The sequence below is a fragment of the Chryseobacterium capnotolerans genome, assembly GCF_021278965.1.
In the GTDB taxonomy this organism is placed as follows: Bacteria; Bacteroidota; Bacteroidia; order Flavobacteriales; family Weeksellaceae; genus Chryseobacterium; species Chryseobacterium capnotolerans.
The window spans coordinates 508,923-524,785 of record NZ_CP065589.1 but is presented as its reverse complement, the minus strand read 5'-3'; the positions used below and the strand labels follow the sequence as shown (position 1 = coordinate 524,785).

At 35.4% G+C, this 15,863-nt stretch carries 15 protein-coding genes and 1 pseudogene; 8 read left to right on the top strand and 8 right to left on the bottom strand.

From position 1 onward, the window contains the following. Positions 1–37: 37 nt before the first annotated feature. Positions 38–985 carry a methionyl-tRNA formyltransferase gene (gene fmt, locus H5J24_RS02405; protein WP_068944563.1) on the top strand — a complete coding sequence of 316 codons (948 nt, stop codon included), beginning with the start codon at positions 38–40 and terminating at the stop codon, positions 983–985. Positions 986–1,110: 125 nt separating this feature from the next. On the opposite strand, the gene H5J24_RS25830 is transcribed toward fmt, so the two are convergent. The 4 genes from H5J24_RS25830 to H5J24_RS02390 all read right to left on the bottom strand — a co-directional run bounded on the left by H5J24_RS25830 (position 1,111) and on the right by H5J24_RS02390 (position 3,987). After that, positions 1,111–1,320, bottom strand: a complete 210-nt coding sequence (locus H5J24_RS25830; protein ID WP_346729945.1) for a cyclic nucleotide-binding domain-containing protein — start codon at positions 1,318–1,320, stop codon at positions 1,111–1,113. Next, a complete protein-coding gene (locus H5J24_RS25825; RefSeq protein WP_346729944.1) occupies positions 1,320–1,691 on the bottom strand; it encodes a Crp/Fnr family transcriptional regulator in 372 nt (123 codons plus the stop codon). The genes H5J24_RS25830 and H5J24_RS25825 overlap by 1 nt, the downstream gene beginning before the upstream one ends. Before the next feature lie 100 nt (positions 1,692–1,791). Next, positions 1,792–2,913, bottom strand: coding sequence for a 3,4-dihydroxy-2-butanone-4-phosphate synthase (gene ribB, locus H5J24_RS02395; RefSeq protein WP_068944565.1), 1,122 nt, complete (start codon positions 2,911–2,913; stop codon positions 1,792–1,794). A gap of 69 nt (positions 2,914–2,982) precedes the next feature. Then, positions 2,983–3,987 (bottom strand): LLM class flavin-dependent oxidoreductase, encoded by a 1,005-nt coding sequence (locus H5J24_RS02390; protein WP_068944566.1) that lies wholly within the window; start codon positions 3,985–3,987, stop codon positions 2,983–2,985. Between the two features lie 326 nt (positions 3,988–4,313). Between H5J24_RS02390 and H5J24_RS02385 the strand changes: the two genes are divergently transcribed. Next, the gene (locus tag H5J24_RS02385) at positions 4,314–4,781 is read left to right on the top strand and encodes a hypothetical protein (protein ID WP_232816005.1); all 468 of its coding nucleotides are present in this window, start codon (positions 4,314–4,316) and stop codon (positions 4,779–4,781) included. Positions 4,782–5,284: 503 nt separating this feature from the next. After that, on the top strand, positions 5,285–5,545 hold the full coding sequence (locus H5J24_RS02380; RefSeq protein WP_141395726.1) for a zinc metalloprotease: 261 nt from the start codon (positions 5,285–5,287) through the stop codon (positions 5,543–5,545). Positions 5,546–5,596: 51 nt separating this feature from the next. Here H5J24_RS02380 and H5J24_RS02375 read toward each other — a convergent pair whose 3' ends face one another. Further along, entirely contained in the window at positions 5,597–7,723 is a 2,127-nt protein-coding gene (locus H5J24_RS02375; RefSeq protein ID WP_068944569.1) for a helix-turn-helix domain-containing protein, read from the bottom strand. Between the two features lie 81 nt (positions 7,724–7,804). Between H5J24_RS02375 and H5J24_RS02370 the strand changes: the two genes are divergently transcribed. Continuing rightward, complete coding sequence (locus tag H5J24_RS02370) at positions 7,805–8,257, top strand: hypothetical protein (RefSeq protein ID WP_068945193.1); 453 nt, start codon at positions 7,805–7,807, stop codon at positions 8,255–8,257. Between the two features lie 125 nt (positions 8,258–8,382). On the opposite strand, the gene H5J24_RS02365 is transcribed toward H5J24_RS02370, so the two are convergent. After that, positions 8,383–8,919: a gamma carbonic anhydrase family protein gene (locus H5J24_RS02365; protein ID WP_065395062.1), complete on the bottom strand. Its 537-nt coding sequence runs from the start codon at positions 8,917–8,919 to the stop codon at positions 8,383–8,385. Between the two features lie 163 nt (positions 8,920–9,082). Between H5J24_RS02365 and H5J24_RS02360 the strand changes: the two are divergent. The 3 genes and pseudogenes from H5J24_RS02360 (at position 9,083) to hemH (ending at position 11,549) form a co-directional block, all read left to right on the top strand. After that, a pseudogene (locus H5J24_RS02360) lies at positions 9,083–9,962 on the top strand (NifU family protein). Between the two features lie 10 nt (positions 9,963–9,972). After that, on the top strand, positions 9,973–10,509 hold the full coding sequence (locus tag H5J24_RS02355) for an NADPH-dependent FMN reductase (protein WP_068944571.1): 537 nt from the start codon (positions 9,973–9,975) through the stop codon (positions 10,507–10,509). Between the two features lie 5 nt (positions 10,510–10,514). After that, positions 10,515–11,549, top strand: coding sequence for a ferrochelatase (gene hemH, locus H5J24_RS02350; RefSeq protein ID WP_068944572.1), 1,035 nt, complete (start codon positions 10,515–10,517; stop codon positions 11,547–11,549). A gap of 69 nt (positions 11,550–11,618) precedes the next feature. Here the strand turns inward: hemH and H5J24_RS02345 are convergent, their stop codons facing one another. Together H5J24_RS02345 and H5J24_RS02340 are read right to left on the bottom strand one after the other, a co-directional pair. After that, a complete protein-coding gene (locus H5J24_RS02345) occupies positions 11,619–13,574 on the bottom strand; it encodes a M4 family metallopeptidase (RefSeq protein WP_068944573.1) in 1,956 nt (651 codons plus the stop codon). Positions 13,575–13,905: 331 nt separating this feature from the next. Next, entirely contained in the window at positions 13,906–15,120 is a 1,215-nt protein-coding gene (locus H5J24_RS02340; protein ID WP_068944574.1) for a type IX secretion system plug protein, read from the bottom strand. Between the two features lie 70 nt (positions 15,121–15,190). Between H5J24_RS02340 and H5J24_RS02335 the strand changes: the two genes are divergently transcribed. Then, entirely contained in the window at positions 15,191–15,829 is a 639-nt protein-coding gene (locus H5J24_RS02335) for an MBL fold metallo-hydrolase (protein WP_068945194.1), read from the top strand. Positions 15,830–15,863: the final 34 nt, after the last annotated feature.

Below are 15,863 nucleotides of genomic sequence, written 5' to 3'. Positions count from 1 at the left end.
ACTTCGCATATCATCTACAAAACCTTATCTTTGTAGTATGAAATCATTGAAAGTCGTTTTTTTAGGTACTCCTGAGTTTGCAAAAACTTCTTTGGAGGCTATTCATCAATCTCATCATCAGGTGGTAGGTGTGGTAACTGTAGCAGATAAAGCAAGCGGGCGTGGTCAGAAAATTAACCAGTCACCAGTAAAAGTATATGCTTCAGAAAATAATATTCCTGTTTTTCAACCTGAAAAATTGAGAAATCCTGAATTCTTAGAGGAACTTAGACAGCTTGATGCTGATGTTTTTGTGGTAGTAGCGTTCAGAATGATGCCTAAGGTTCTTTTTGAAATGCCTGCAATGGGAACTTTCAATCTTCATGCTTCACTTCTTCCGGATTACAGAGGAGCTGCACCTATTAACTATGCCGTCATCAATGGTGAGGAGAAAACAGGAGCAACCACTTTCTTCATTAATGAAAAAATTGATGAAGGAAATATTCTCCTTCAAGAGGAAATTAAAATTTTACCTGATGAAAATGCGGGACATCTTCACGACAGGCTGATGGAAATGGGGTCAAAATTAGTGGTAAAAACACTGGATGGATTAGCTGACAATGCTATTGAAGAAAAGCCACAACCAGAGGTAGAACATCCTAAAAATGCTTATAAAATATTTAAGGAAGATACCCGAATCAATTGGACGGCCGCATCAAAAACGGTACATCAGTTTATCCTTGGAATGTCTCCGTATCCTGCTGCCTTCACAACGTTGAAAATTGGTGAAGAAGAAAAAGGATTAAAAATATTTGGTGGGAAATTTGAAGTTTCCAACCATGGTAAGCCTGCCGGAACATTGGATATTTCAAAAAGTGAATTCAAAATTTACACTCAGGACGGAGCTTATTTTCCACAGGAACTTCAATTAGAAGGAAAGAAACGAATGACAGTAAAAGACTTTTTGAATGGTTTCAGAAACTTTGATGAAATCACATTATTGTAATTTATACAATTGAATTTTAACCATACAAAAGTCACAGCAGAAATACCTGCTGTGACTTTTATTTTTTAAATCATTAAGAATATTGAGGTTATTATGGATAATTAAGATAAAAATCAAATAATTTTTTATGCTTTTCCTACAATCTTTTTACGAAGCCTGCTCAGAGATTCAGGGGTTACCCCTAGATAAGCTGCAATCTGAATATTGGTAAGACGATGAACGGTTTGGGGATATTTCTTTAAAAACTCAATATAACGTTCTTCTGAAGATTTACTTAAATTATCAATAATTCTACGCTGTAAGGCAATAATTGAGCTCTGAAATTTGAGTCTCATTAGTCTTTCCACCTCCGGCATTTCCATATATAGCTTTTCTTTATCTTTTTTGAAATCAAGAGAATCTCACTGTCTTCGAGTGCCTGAATGGTAAGTTTGGATGGAATTCTATTGATAAAACTATCTATATCGGAGATCCACCAGTTTTCAATGGCAAAATATAATATTTGTTCCGCCGCATTTCGATCCGTATGAAAAACCTTAAAGCAGCCTTTCACTACAAATCCTTCAAAATCGCAGATACTGCCTTCCGTCAATAAAAATTCTTTTTTCTTTATTTTCCGATGGATAAAGGCACTGCAATACTTTTCCAGTTTTTCATCTGAAATATCAACATACTCCCGGATATGTTTTTCTAAAGACTCGGTCATGGTCTAAAAATAAAAAAAGGTTTAGAAAAATCCTAAACCTTTTATTTTATATGGTAAAAAATCATTTAAAGTGAAACAAATCCACTATTGATCTTCTTTTTTATAGCTGCACCAGTTCAGTAACTTCTACATCATATCCTCCAACCTGAGGTTTGATATTAGGGTTTTGAGTGATTACTTTAAACTTATTGATTCCTAAATTCTTTAAGATCTGCGTTCCAATACCATAATCTCTATAGTTGTACGCTAAAGTAGGGTGCTGCTCCTGCCCATCCTGATAGTTCAGGAACTGCTGAAGTTTTCTTAAGGTATTCTCAGAGTTGGAAACGTTATTGATGAAAATAATTGCTCCTTTTCCAGCTTCGTTCACCATATTGGTTACTTTTTCCAATAAAGGTTTTTCACCATTGTTTAATCTCGTTAATACATCAAAATAAGAATCTGAAGACTGTACCCTTACCAAAACCGGCTCATCTACTGTCCAGGCACCTTTTGTCAATGCAAAGTGGATCTGATCGTTGGAGGTCTCTCTGAATGCATAGAAGTCAAAATCACCGTAATGTGTTTTTACTTTTTTCTCTTCCAGTCTTTCTACAAGATTTCCTTTTTTAAGCTGATAGTGGATCAAATCTTCAATAGAAACAATCTTCATATCATGTTTCTGAGCAAATGCATGAAGTTCAGGTAAACGGGACATGGTTCCGTCTTCGTTCATAATTTCACAGATGACACCACCTTCTTTCAACCCTGCCAAATGGGTAAGATCAATAGCAGCTTCAGTATGTCCTGCTCTTTTCAATACCCCTCCTTTTCTTGCACGAAGCGGGAAAATGTGGCCGGGTCTCATGAAGTCTGTAGGCTTGGATTTTTCATCCATCAAAGCTAAAATCGTTTTTGCTCTGTCACCTGCAGAAATCCCTGTAGAAGTCCCGTTTCCAAGGAGGTCAACTGACACGGTAAAAGCGGTTTCTTTAGGATCGCTGCTTCTGCTTACCATTACTTCAAGGCCTAGCTCATCGCATCTTTTTTCAGGAAGCGGCATACAGATAAGCCCTCTTCCGTGAAGTGCCATAAAGTTGATAATTTCTGGTGTTGTGAGTTCTGCTGCGCAAAGAAAATCTCCTTCATTTTCTCTGTCTTCATCATCTACTACTATGATTATTTTCCCATTTCTAAGGTCTTCAATAGCCTCCGGAATAGTATTTAATTTAATATCAGACATTTTTACTTTTTATTTGTGTGCAAAGATACTCATAAAAATAAGCATCTGCCAATTTATATGAGGGGTTTATTACGCTTTGGATAAAGAGTTCACCGCTTCTCTGATAATCTCGTAAGATCTTAATCTTTTCTGATGATCGTAAATATGTGAATTAATCATCAATTCATCTACATTGAATCTTTCCTGGAAATCTTTAAGTTTTGCCTGAATTTCACTTTGATCTCCGATAAAAGTATATCTCAACTTCTGTAAAACCATAGATTTTTCCATCGGTGACCAGATCTCATCCATGTCATCTACAGGCGGAGCAAAAGGCTTTCTATCGTTTCTCACAATATTGATGAATGCCTGAAACAAAGTGGTTGACATTTTATGAGCTTCTTCCGAAGTTTCTGCGGCAACCCCGTTTACACAGGCAATAATATAGGGTTTATCGGAATATTCTGAAGGCTGAAAATGTTCTCTGTAAATTTTAAAAGCCATTTCCATTTGTTCGGGAGCAAAATGTCCTGCAAAGGCATACGGCAATCCAAGTTCTGCCGCCAGCCATGCGCTGTCTGTACTGGATCCTAAAATATATAGCGGAATATCTAATCCTTCTCCCGGAATAGCCCGAACCATTGCGTCTGCATTGTCCTTAGAAAAATACCTTTGAAGCTCTAAAATCTGTCTTGGAAACTGCTCATTGATAATGGCAGGATTTCTTCCTAAAGCCTGAGCAGTTAATCCGTCTGTTCCGGGAGCTCGTCCAAGTCCAAGATCAATTCTTCCTGGAAAAAGAGATTCCAGTGTTCCGAATTGCTCTGCAATAATCAGGGAACTATGATTAGGTAACATAATTCCTCCTGAGCCTACTCTGATTTTTTTTGTTCCATTGGCAATAAAACCAATTAAAACAGAGGTTGCAGAACTGGCAATGCTTTCCATATTGTGGTGTTCAGCCAGCCAGAATCTTTTATAATCTAAACCTTCTGCGTGATTGGCTAAGGACAAACTGTCCTGAAAAGTATCATGAATGCTTTTCCCTTGCTTTACCGGTGCAAGGTCTAAAACAGAAATTTCAAAATTTTTCATATTGAGATGTTATTTTTTAAAGGTGATATAGATCTCCTTTTTTTAAGTGGTATTAAAACCATACAAATGTAAAACATCTAAACTGCATTAGTTACTTTTTGTAATTAATAGGGTCTATTGATGAGTTCAGGGAAAAACTATTGAAAAACATTCAAACTCTGTTGAGAAAAGTATATTGCCGGTATAGCTTGAATAATCAAAATTTTATAATAGAAGAAGTTGCTAAGCTTTCACAGACAAAGCAAAACAGAATAGCTTCTTTTTAAAATCAATTTTCATAATTGAATTCTCGCTTTTCATTAATATATTTGAATATAAACTACCCCATGAAAAAAATGTTTACCGTTCTTCTTTCTATAGAATTTTTAATCTGCTGTAATCCTAAAAATATGAAGCAAGATGCATCTAAAAGGAGTGTTAATTCAAAATACTATACAAAATTAGACACAGTAATGATTACTACAAGTGTAGATGACACCATCAAGTATAATAAAAAGAACTTCAATGAATTGATAGATAAGCATCCTGAGTTTTTCCAGGATTTCCCTGAAAATCCAGACAAATTTTATTTCTGTTTTGGTAATAGTGCAGAATTTGGAAGTGAAGCGGGCCAGGATTATTATTATACATTATATACATATTTTTTAAAGCAGCGAAATGGATTTGAAAAATATACAGAACAGCGCAGTACATTAATCCATATTTTCTCTAATATCAATTCAATATTTGGCCATATTGCCTACGGAGGCACCTATTTTGGCCATCAACAAAAAAAGAATTCCGGCATATGCTGAATATTTAATTTTTTTGTTATCACTTGATCAGGAAAAGGCAAATAGTCTAGATCATTATAATATTTCAAAACAAAAAAAACTTTATATACAGTCTTTAAGGCAAGTAATTGAAGATGAAAACAAAATTAATATAGAGACTGTAGGACAAAACAAAATTGATCGATTAAAAAAAATGAATGCACTTGTTGATGAAATTGATCACCTGATAACAAATCCCTATTACCTTCATTATGCCCAATATTTTCATTATCAATATTATCAAAACTTTTAATTACAAATTATCCCAATAATATCAACACAATTAAAGTAAATTCATCACAACCACCATAATACTTATGAACATATCATTAATATAGATATTTTAATACATTTAATTTATAATAAAGAGAAATATTATTATATTCGTGTAACAATTTGAAAAAATCTTTATCATGAACAAAAAAACTAATGACTTGTTTTCTCAGAGAGTATTTACAAAAAAAATTTCATTATGAGCCTTTTTGGTGGCTGCAATTGCATCTTCGTGTAGTAAAAGTAATGACGAAATTACAAACGAAACCCAAACTACAGCAGTGAATACTGCCAACCTTAAAACAGGTCACTTGGACGGTCAGGAGATCACACATATAATGATGTACTGCCCAAATTCCTATTCTAAAAATGGACAACCAACGATTAAGAGAGCTAACAATACTACTTTCACCTACAATAGAACAGGATTTACCACCAGAGATATCAATACTATTAATGCGATGTATCCTTAATTGATACATCTGACTCCTATTAATATAATTCAAAAGCAAGAAAAGAATTCCCTAGGAATTCTTTTCTTTTTTATAGTTGTAATGATTGATTAAGATTCTGATTTCATTAAATTCAAAATGACTTGGCAGAGCATTTTTCCACTCTGTTAAAGTCTCATGCGGATTTTTATAAAACTCATCTTCAAAAGCTTTGATTTTATCTGAGGTAATGACTCTGGAAATATCCAATAACCCTTGTTCTGCAAATTTCGCCAGATGCCCTATCACGGTTTCTTTAACCAATCCTCTTTCCAACGCAATTTCTCCAATGGTTTTTCCTTGTTCAAAAAGCTGGAAAGTAAGAACCTGCGAAGGAACTTTAGCAATTTTCATACTGACTTCCTTATCATTCTTTTCATCCAAAAGCCTTACTTCAAGAAGGTGAATATCTTTTAGACTGTTCAGATATTCTTCAATATCCTCCAGCCAGCTCTTTACTTCTTCATTATATTGCTTCAATCCTTTTGCTCCTTTGATTTCAGCATAAAACTCTTTCAATGGATCGAAAATTTTATTTCTGGTTTCAGTAAAGAAGAAATTAACAGCCCCTTTTGATTTGCTTTCAATTTCGGACCATTGTTCTTTCTGCTCAATGAAATTATTTACTTTCTGGAAGATAATACGTTCCAGCTTTTCAAAGATTTTCCCAAGATTGGAAGCTTCGTGTTTCAACTGAAGGTAAAGCTGATTGGCTTTAACACGGTCTATATTCTTAGTAGCAGAAGAAAGTTTGTTCCACTCCTCCACTTCATTTAAAAACCACATGCAATCAACGGTACGAAGTACTTTTCTGATGCTGTAATCGTATTTTTCCTGGTTCAGAATGGCTTCTACATGATCGTTAGCCACTGTATTGCTATGGAAACTCAGGATTCTGTTGTCTTTAAAGATAACTTCAGGAGTAATTTTTGATTTCAAAACAATCCCTTCCAACGTTCTACAACGTGATAAAGCAACGTATACCTGACCAGCGGTGAAACTTTTTCCAGCATCAATAATAACTTTATCAAAAGTAAGTCCCTGACTTTTATGGATGGTAACAGCCCATGCTAATTTGATCGGAAACTGTTCAAAACTTCCCAATACTTCTTCTTTGATGGTTTTATCCGTATCCAGGAAGTATTTTTTCTGTTCCCAGGTTTCTTTTTTTACAGTAATTTCTTTTTCGCTTTCATCCAGAACAACACGGATTTCATCTTCATCCAACCCAATGATTTCACCAAGCTTTCCATTGAAATATTTCTTTTCTCCGGAAATATCATTTCTGATAAACATGATCTGAGCACCTATTTTCAGTTCCAGAAACTGATCATTAGGAAACTGATTTTCTTTAAAATCTCCGACCAGCTTTGCTTCATAGGTTTTGGCATCAACTTTTATTTCTTTAAGCTTTTCCTGATTGATCTCATCCGCCATCTTATTGTGGGAACACAGGTAAACGTAAGATTCTTTACCCATATCAAAATCCGGATCGTATCTCTTGTTCAAATGATCGAAATCGATATTAGCTACATCACCGTCACGGATTGCATTCAATATTTCAAGAAACTCCTGGTCAGACTGTCTGTAAACCTTGGTAAGTTCTATCGTAACAATCGGAATATCTTTAATGGCATGGCTGTCAAAAAAGAAAGGAGAATCATAATACATTTTAAGGATATGCTCATCTCTAACTACTGGCGGAAGCTGAAATAAGTCCCCAATGAACAGCATCTGTACTCCACCAAAGCGCTGATTATTTCTTCTGATAAATCTTAAGGAAAAATCCATCATGTCCAGCACATCCGCTCTCAACATAGAAACCTCATCAATAATGATGATCTCAACCTCTCTTAAAAGCTTAAGTTTATCTTTACGGTATTTAAAATGCGGCATCAGATCGGCAATATTATTAGCCAAACTGGTATCTATCCTTTCCGTTGTAGGCAGAAAAGTTCTCAGGGGTAATCCAAACATAGAATGGATGGTGACTCCACCTGCATTGATTGCAGCAATTCCCGTAGGAGCAATTACTACATGCTTTTTCTTTGTTCGTCTTACAAAATCGTTAAGAAAAGTTGTTTTTCCCGTTCCAGCTTTCCCTGTCAGGAAAACACTTCTGTTGGTGTACTCTATTAAGTCAAAAAAATGATTGTTCATCGTTGTCAAAAATACGGAAATGAATTTGATTTTCTTACCTTGGCATAAGTTTTGAAAATTCTTAAAAAGAAAAAGTTTATTGTGAAAAAATTTTTACTCTATATCCCTGCAATAGTATTAGGTACTACTTTAACGCTTGTTTCCTGTAATTCAACAAAAAATCTTGATACCAATCTTCCTATTGATATTGCCAACCGACCTGCTGATGATGAAAGCCAAAAGTATGATCAGGCACAGCTGGATAAATTAAAAGCTTCCATTGAAGCTGAAGCCAAAGGAGAAAATTGCACGGATGGCAGTGAATGGACATTTGCGCCTATGGGAGTAAAATCTTGTGGCGGCCCTCAGCAATACATTGCTTATTCTAAAAAAATTGAATCTTCAATTCTACCAAGAATCAATGAATATACGGACAAAGTAAGGATTTTTAACGAAAAATATAATATTACCTCTGACTGTACAGTCATTGCTCCTCCAGCTTATGTTAAATGCATCAAAGGAGAGGCAAGACTGATTACACCAGACTCAAAATAAAAAATAAAGCAAAGGTTCTATATCAAATCGATACTAAGACTTGATATACAAAGCTCCGTCGGAAGACAGAGCTTTTGTTGTTTTTATGTATTTAGATTCAGGCCCAAAACCCGGATCATTCATCTCTACAATTCGTAATCTTTCACATTCTCCTTATACCACGACGAATATTTCACATAATTATCTGCAATTCTGTTTACTTCCCCTTCCAATAACTGGGCATTGATATCTTTGATTTTTTTAGCTGGAACTCCACCCCAGACTTCTCCGGATTTAATATGGGTTCCCTGGGTCACTACAGAACCTGCTCCTACAATTGAGTTTTCTTCAACCAGGCAGTCATCCATTACAATTGCTCCCATTCCGATCAGTACATTATCTTTAATGGTACATCCATGAACAATAGCATTATGCCCAATAGAAACATTATTCCCAATATTCAACGGATGTTTCTGGTAGGTACAGTGCAGCATTGCGTTATCCTGAACATTTACCTTATCTCCCATCTTAATATAATGAACATCACCTCTGATGACGGCATTATACCAAACACTACAGTCTTTTCCCATCGTAACATCTCCGATAATGGTAGCGGTTTCAGCTAAAAACGTATTCTCTCCGATCTGTGGTATTTTTCCTAAAAGTTCTTTTATAAGTGCCATAAGTATTAATTTGAAAATTTAAAAATAGGCCAATTTGAAAATTAAAATATACTATCTCTTTATGTATATAAGTTCTAAATTACAGCGATAGCAAAAATCTAACTCTCAGTTTCCAGCTTCTAACTTCTAATGCGTATTTTTGTATCTCAAATTTAACGAAAAAATGCGTACCGTACTTATAGAACCAACTGAAAACCCAAAAGTGATGAAATTTGTTGCAGATTACAACTTGATTCCGGGGTCTTTGGAGTTGGACAGAACTTCAGATGTTTCAGAAATTCCTTTAGCACAGGAACTTTTCAATTATCCTTTTGTAGAAAGAATTTTCATTACAGCTAATTTTGTAGCTGTTGCAAAACAGGACACTATTGAATGGGAACATGTAGCTGAAAGTCTGAAAAATGTGATTGAAGACGAATTATTGGCCAACCCAAGAATTTACCTTCAGAAGAAAAAAAGAGATGTATCAGATCTATTCTGAGATGACTCCTAACCCGAATGTAATGAAGTTTGTTTCCAGCAAACTGCTTATGGAAGGGTTTGTAGAAGTAAAATCAAGAGAAGCAGCAGAAGAAGTTCCTTTAGCAGCAGCTATCTTCAATGAATTTGATTTTGCAAAAGAGGTTTTCATTTCTGATAATTTTGTGGCTGTTACCAGAGATAATTCTGTAGAATGGCATGAGGTAATGATCACAGTTCGTGCTCTTATCGCGGATTATCTGCAGAATGGTGGTGAAATTTCCAACATTGAACCTCAGAAACACGAAAATCCTGTAGAAAAGATCATCAACAGAGATTATACGGATGATGAGCAGAAGATTTCTGACATCTTAAATGAATATGTGGCTCCAGCGGTAGAAAATGATGGTGGAAAAATTTCTCTTATGGAATACGATGAATCTACTAAAACAGCTAAGATGCTTCTACAGGGAGCTTGCTCCGGATGCCCAAGTTCTACAGCGACGTTAAAGAATGGAATTGAAAATATTTTAAAACAATTCGTTCCGGATCTTGTAGAAAGGGTGGAAGCTGTAAACGGATAATCAATATTTCATGACCCTCCCAAAAAAGATCCTCATTATTATTGGAAGTGCTACAAAGAATTCCAATAATCAGAAGCTGATGGAACAGGTAATGGAAAAAAATCCCAATATCATATTCCAGATGTATGATGATCTTTCTGTTCTTCCTCATTTTGATACAGCATTAACTGACGTTGACACTCCTGAGGAAATTATGAAGATCAGAGACCACATTCAAGATTCAGCAGGAGTTATTATTTCTACTCCGGAATATATTTTCAGTATTCCTAGCAGATTAAAAAACCTATTGGAATGGTGTGTTTCCACAAATGTTTTCCTGGATAAACCTGTTGCTTTTGTTATGGGTTCTGCCAATGGAGAGAAAGGTCATGAAGAATTATTATTAATTTTAAAAACCCTTGGTGCTGTCATTAATGATAAACATCAGCTTTTAATCAAAGCGATAAAGGGTAAATTTGAGCCTGATGGCTCAGTTGAAAACAATACCTTTGTTAAAGTATTAGAATTGGTAACGGATTTTGAAAAGTCTGTTTCATCATTAAAATAAAAAAATTGAATAAAAAAGGAATTTTACTAGTCAACCTAGGATCACCAAGATCTACGGCTGTAAATGATGTAAAGGAATATCTTGATGAATTTTTAATGGATGAAAGGGTAATTGATTACCGTTGGATCTTTCGTGCACTTCTTGTTCAGGGGGTTATCCTGAAAACAAGACCTGCCAAATCTGCTGAAGCCTATAAAACGGTATGGACTGAAGAAGGTTCACCATTGATCGTCATTACTGAAAAGATTCAGAAAAAGCTTCAAAAATTGGTTGATGTTCCTGTAGAAATCGGGATGAGATATGCAGAACCAAGCATTGAAACCGGAATCCAAAAATTGGTAGATCAGGGAATTTCTGAAATCGTTCTTTTTCCGTTGTACCCTCAATATGCAATGAGTACTACTGAAACTGTTATTGAAAAAGCAGAAGAAGTAAGAAAGAAGAAGTTTCCAACAGTAAAGATCAATTATATTCAACCTTTCTATAACAGAGATATTTATATCAACTGTCTTGCGGAAAGTATCAAGGAAAAACTTCCTGAGAATTTTGATGCCCTCCAGTTTTCTTATCATGGAGTTCCTGAAAGGCATCTTTACAAAACAGATCCTTCGAAGACCTGTAAAATTGATGACGCCAATTGTATTAATAGCCAGGTAGATACTCACAATGCCTACTGCTACAGACATCAATGTTATAAAACTACTGAAGCTGTCATTGCTAAAATGGGACTTCCAAAGGAAAAAACAATCGTTTCTTTCCAGTCCAGGTTAGGAAAAGACAAATGGGTAGAACCTTACACGGATGAAACCCTGGAAACCATTCCTAAAAAAGGAGTTAAAAACCTTGCTGTGGTTTGTCCTGCATTTGTATCAGACTGTCTTGAAACCCTTGAAGAGATTTCTGAAGAAGGAAAAGAACAGTTCATGCATGGCGGCGGTGAAAACTTTCATTACATCCCCTGCCTGAATGATGAAGATCGTTGGATAGAAGTGGTAAAGACACTTTGTGAAGAAAAACTGAATGATTTTTATCTTGTATAGATGATTGAGACAATATATAAAAAGGCCGCAGAAAATTTCTGCGGCCTTTCTCTTGAAATATATTAAAACTTATTTTTTAATAAGGTTTCCGGCTTTCTGTCCGTTCACGGTTACAACATATACTCCTGGAAGCATATTGGATGGAAGTTTTATTTCCAATCTATTTGCCCCATCAGTAAGATTAACTTTTTCAGAAAGTTCTTTTCTTCCTGTTAAATTTACCACCTCTACAGTTCCTTTACCAGCTTTTCCATTAAACCCTACCGTAAATCTGTCTGTTGCCGGATTTGGGCTGATCGTATAGATTGACTCATTAGCCGCCGATGCAATAAGGCCCGCAGGAGAAGTCCCCCCACCAACACCTACCGCATTCCAGGCATTGGTAACCTGTGTCACCTCATTACTTCCAGCCCCATACAAATCTGCTGCAGCCTGTAAAGAGTATGTTCTTGTATTCGCATAATTGGAAGTAGAAGTAAGATAATTGGTGAGTGTTCTATAAGCAATCGCAGCTGCTTTATCAAATCCTATACCTGAAACATTATAAGCAAACCCTTTATCATTGGTTCCTGTACCTCCGGTTACCAATAAGTAATACCAAAAGTTAAGAACTCCCGAGTTGGTATGAACTCCACAATAATCGTTGGCCTGGCTAGGAGTCGCACAACCTGAGGTAGTAGTAGTCTTCCAGTACGTTCCCATATAAGTATCCGGCTGGCTGTAAGCATTAGGGTTGGCCATATTTCTGATCACATAGCTGAAATCTTCACCTAGTGTCCAGCTTGCCTGGCTTGGTCTGGCCCATTTTTCTATTGTGTTTCCAAAAATATCCGAGAAACCTTCGTTCAGAGCTCCCGGTTCTCTCTGATACACCAGATTGGCAGTTTTAGAGGTCATTCCATGCGTGATTTCGTGTCCACAAACATCGATGGCTGTTAAAGGTTTTCCTCCATTTGTTGAAGAACTTCCATCTCCATAAGTCATTCTTGAGCCATCCCAAAATGCATTGAAATAATTGGTGGAATAATGAACATATGATTTTATAGCAAAATGATTGTTATCGATACTTTTTCTACCAAATTTTGTATACAAATAATCTACAGTCATTTCTGCTCCCCAATGGGCATCTGTTGCATACTGGTCTTTATTCGTATTTACATTATTCCAAACATTATCAGTGTCTGTAAAGTCTACTGCAGTGGAATAACTCGTCCCTTTTTTTAAATTATAAGTTTCAACAGCCGTTCCGCCATTTCTTCCGGTTTCTCTTAATCTGTAACTTCCATTATAAGAGTCTGCAACAATATTTCTATTTCCGCTATAGCCTGTTGTAGCAGTTCCAGGGGTATTGATATCGTGAATCAATGCATCAATGCCTAATACTTTTCCATTTTTTGCATCTACAAAAACATATTGTCTGCTTAATGGTTTTTCAGCATAAATATCAAATTTGTAAGCTAGCCTAAGATCATTCAGCTTTTCATCGGTAGGCTCTGAATAGTACACCAACTCTCCTTTGGGTGCAAAGCTGGCATTTTTATCATTCGTTTCTTTTTTAATGAAATCTTCTTCGTCTTTGTTTTGCCATTTATAAGATTCTGCCCCTACAAATGACAAGGCATTTTGCAGAGCGATACTTTCAGAAATATTGGCTTGTTTCTCAGCTCTCTGAGGAATATCAAGAATCCATTTCCCTGTTTGTCCTACAATTTTACCGTTTTTAGTTTGTACAGCCATCATTCCGTATTCTACAGGAATATTATTCACTGTTTGCTGGAATCTGTGAGTCTCAAACCCTAGCTGATCTGTTTCAATACCTAATTTACGAGCTTGTCCGGGTGAAAGCTTTTCAGATCTTTCATCAAATAAAACAGGACTACCCTGAAAAGCAGGTCCATTTTTATCAAATCTTAGAAATTCTGCATGTAATCCATTTTTACCGGAAATTACTTTTGATGGAGTGTTTTGTCCAAAAACGAAAGAGCAGGCCGCAACGCTTACTGCTAAAATAAATTTTGTTTTCATAAATAATATTTGTTTGATGTGAAAACGAAGGTATAAATTTTTCACAATAAAACGATGTATAGATTATTTAAAATTCAATTGAAAATATAAATCATTAAACAAACCATAATAATGATTTTAAAACAAAGTGAAATAATTAAACATAATTTTATTATTATAAATATTTTTCATGAATTAATTTCATAAAAATCAACATTTTGTGAATTATTATTTTCGTTATGCAACTCGTTTTATTGCATAAAATTATATCAATTTGACATTTTAGATAAAAAAATAAGGTTATCTCTTGATGAAATAACCTTTATTTTCGTTTTATATTGATTTTACAATCTTATTTCCTTACAGGAGTTCTGAATTCACCATACCCCATCAGTCCATCATAATTACGGCCGAAAGGCGCAAAGTAAAGAAATGCCTGATAAAGATTTTCTGTCTGCCAGAAGTTACCGTTCACTTCACCAAAATCTAAAGGTCCATCTCCTTGTTTTGTAGCAAGAATATAGTTATAAAAACCTTGTTTCAGAAATAACTTAGCCACATATTGTTTCGTTGCAGCATCATATTGCATCTGATTTTCTTTGCCTGGTTTAAAATTATTAAACCCACCCAGAATATAAATATCTTTATCTACCGGATCAGATTCCAGGTAAAAATATACCCAGGAATAATCTGCTTCTCTCTCAGCATCTCTTTCTCTTCCAAGATCATTTCTTCTATAATACCAGGCACCATTTACATCGGGTTGGTACTGATAATTTAAAGGAAATGCCCACACCGGATGTAAATACGTGTGATTAACGTCATCTTTAACTTCTACTGCACGAACCATATCTGCAGGAGTCGTCATATTTTTATTGTCGAAATAATAGAATTCATTGTCTCCCGGAAAAGCAAGATTCATTTGCTGGAATAGCAGTTGGTTCCCCAAAACAGAACTTGGTTTCAAGTTGGAAACCGTCATATTCGGGTTGTTATTCTGCATCACGTTTAAACTCATAGAATTTACATTGGAAGAAAGATCACCCCCTTTCGGCAAAGCCTGTACTTCTACTCTCTGATTGATATCAGGCCTTTTGGCATCAGCTATCCTTGAAACATTTACTCCTAAAGTAGCCATATCTTCCACCAGATAAAATCTTCTTTTAAAAAGCGGTTTATCAGCAGAGTCTTTATAAACGATCAGTTCATAATTCCCTGATATTTTCGGTTGAATTTTATCATTAGGAAAAGTCAGCTTGTAATGGGTATATGACTGCAATGTATTGAATGAATATTGAAACTTATCTAAAAGTGCATTCATCGTGCCGGTGGCAAATTCTGTGAAAAACAAATTATCATCGTTCCAGTTTCTGTCATAGTGCTTGATCGTGTACCTATAAATCTCACTGCCATTGGTAAGATCATCAAAACTCAACACCAATTGTTCACCAAATTTAATGACCGGCGTTTCATCATTCGTTTGTGGGTTAAATAACTGGATGCTTTGGATATTCTGTCCATACATCAGCCCGCCCAGGGAAAGTAAGAGTATTCGCAAAGTTTTCATTATGACGAAGATAACGAAAAATAGCCATTTTCTTAATAATATCGTATTTTTGAATAAAAATATTCAGATTATGCTTCAGATTCAAGGTTTCGTATGCAACTTCGCGAGTGAGAATACCTATATTCTTTATAATGAAAATAAAAATGCCTGGTTAATAGATCCGGGAAATATGAATGAGCAGGAAACTAAGGCTATTGACAGCTTTATCAAAGAAAAGGAGCTAAGCATTCAGAAAATTCTTTTAACTCATGCACATATTGATCATGTTTTAGGGCTTCAATGGGCGTTTGATACTTTTAAAGTTCCGGTAAATATGCATAAAGAAGATCAGGAAGTTCTTGATATGCTTCAGGCAAGCGGAATGAGATTCGGCTTCCCTGTGGATCCTGTAAAAGTAGATATCGAATACATTAATGAAGGAGAAGAGCTTGAACTGGACGGAGAGAAGTTCAAAATTTATCACGTTCCGGGACATTCACCGGGAAGTGTTGTGTATCACAACGACAATCAAAAATTTATGATCTCAGGAGATGTACTTTTTGAAGGCAGTATTGGAAGAACAGATCTTTACAAAGGAAATTACGAACAGTTAATTGATGGGATTAAAACCAAACTTTTTGTATTGGATCCCGAAACACAGGTTTTCTCCGGTCATGGAAATCCTACATCAATTGGTTTTGAAAAGCAATATAATCCTTTTTTTAAATAAACAGAGTTAGGTTTGAGAGCTGGAGAGTTTGAGA

Excerpts from the sequence above, each read along its gene's own strand:
- fmt (WP_068944563.1), top strand. The coding sequence starts at position 38 with ATGAAATCATTGAAAGTCGTTTTTTTAGGTACTCCTGAGTTTGCAAAA.
- H5J24_RS02335 (WP_068945194.1), top strand. The coding sequence starts at position 15,191 with ATGCTTCAGATTCAAGGTTTCGTATGCAACTTCGCGAGTGAGAATACC.
- H5J24_RS02340 (WP_068944574.1), bottom strand. The coding sequence starts at position 15,120 with ATGAAAACTTTGCGAATACTCTTACTTTCCCTGGGCGGGCTGATGTAT.
- H5J24_RS02345 (WP_068944573.1), bottom strand. The coding sequence starts at position 13,574 with ATGAAAACAAAATTTATTTTAGCAGTAAGCGTTGCGGCCTGCTCTTTC.
- H5J24_RS02355 (WP_068944571.1), top strand. The coding sequence starts at position 9,973 with ATGACCCTCCCAAAAAAGATCCTCATTATTATTGGAAGTGCTACAAAG.
- ribB (WP_068944565.1), bottom strand. The coding sequence starts at position 2,913 with ATGTCTGATATTAAATTAAATACTATTCCGGAGGCTATTGAAGACCTT.
- H5J24_RS02385 (WP_232816005.1), top strand. The coding sequence starts at position 4,314 with ATGAAAAAAATGTTTACCGTTCTTCTTTCTATAGAATTTTTAATCTGC.
- H5J24_RS02390 (WP_068944566.1), bottom strand. The coding sequence starts at position 3,987 with ATGAAAAATTTTGAAATTTCTGTTTTAGACCTTGCACCGGTAAAGCAA.
- H5J24_RS02365 (WP_065395062.1), bottom strand. The coding sequence starts at position 8,919 with ATGGCACTTATAAAAGAACTTTTAGGAAAAATACCACAGATCGGAGAG.
- H5J24_RS02375 (WP_068944569.1), bottom strand. The coding sequence starts at position 7,723 with ATGAACAATCATTTTTTTGACTTAATAGAGTACACCAACAGAAGTGTT.
- H5J24_RS25825 (WP_346729944.1), bottom strand. The coding sequence starts at position 1,691 with ATGACCGAGTCTTTAGAAAAACATATCCGGGAGTATGTTGATATTTCA.
- H5J24_RS25830 (WP_346729945.1), bottom strand. The coding sequence starts at position 1,320 with ATGAGACTCAAATTTCAGAGCTCAATTATTGCCTTACAGCGTAGAATT.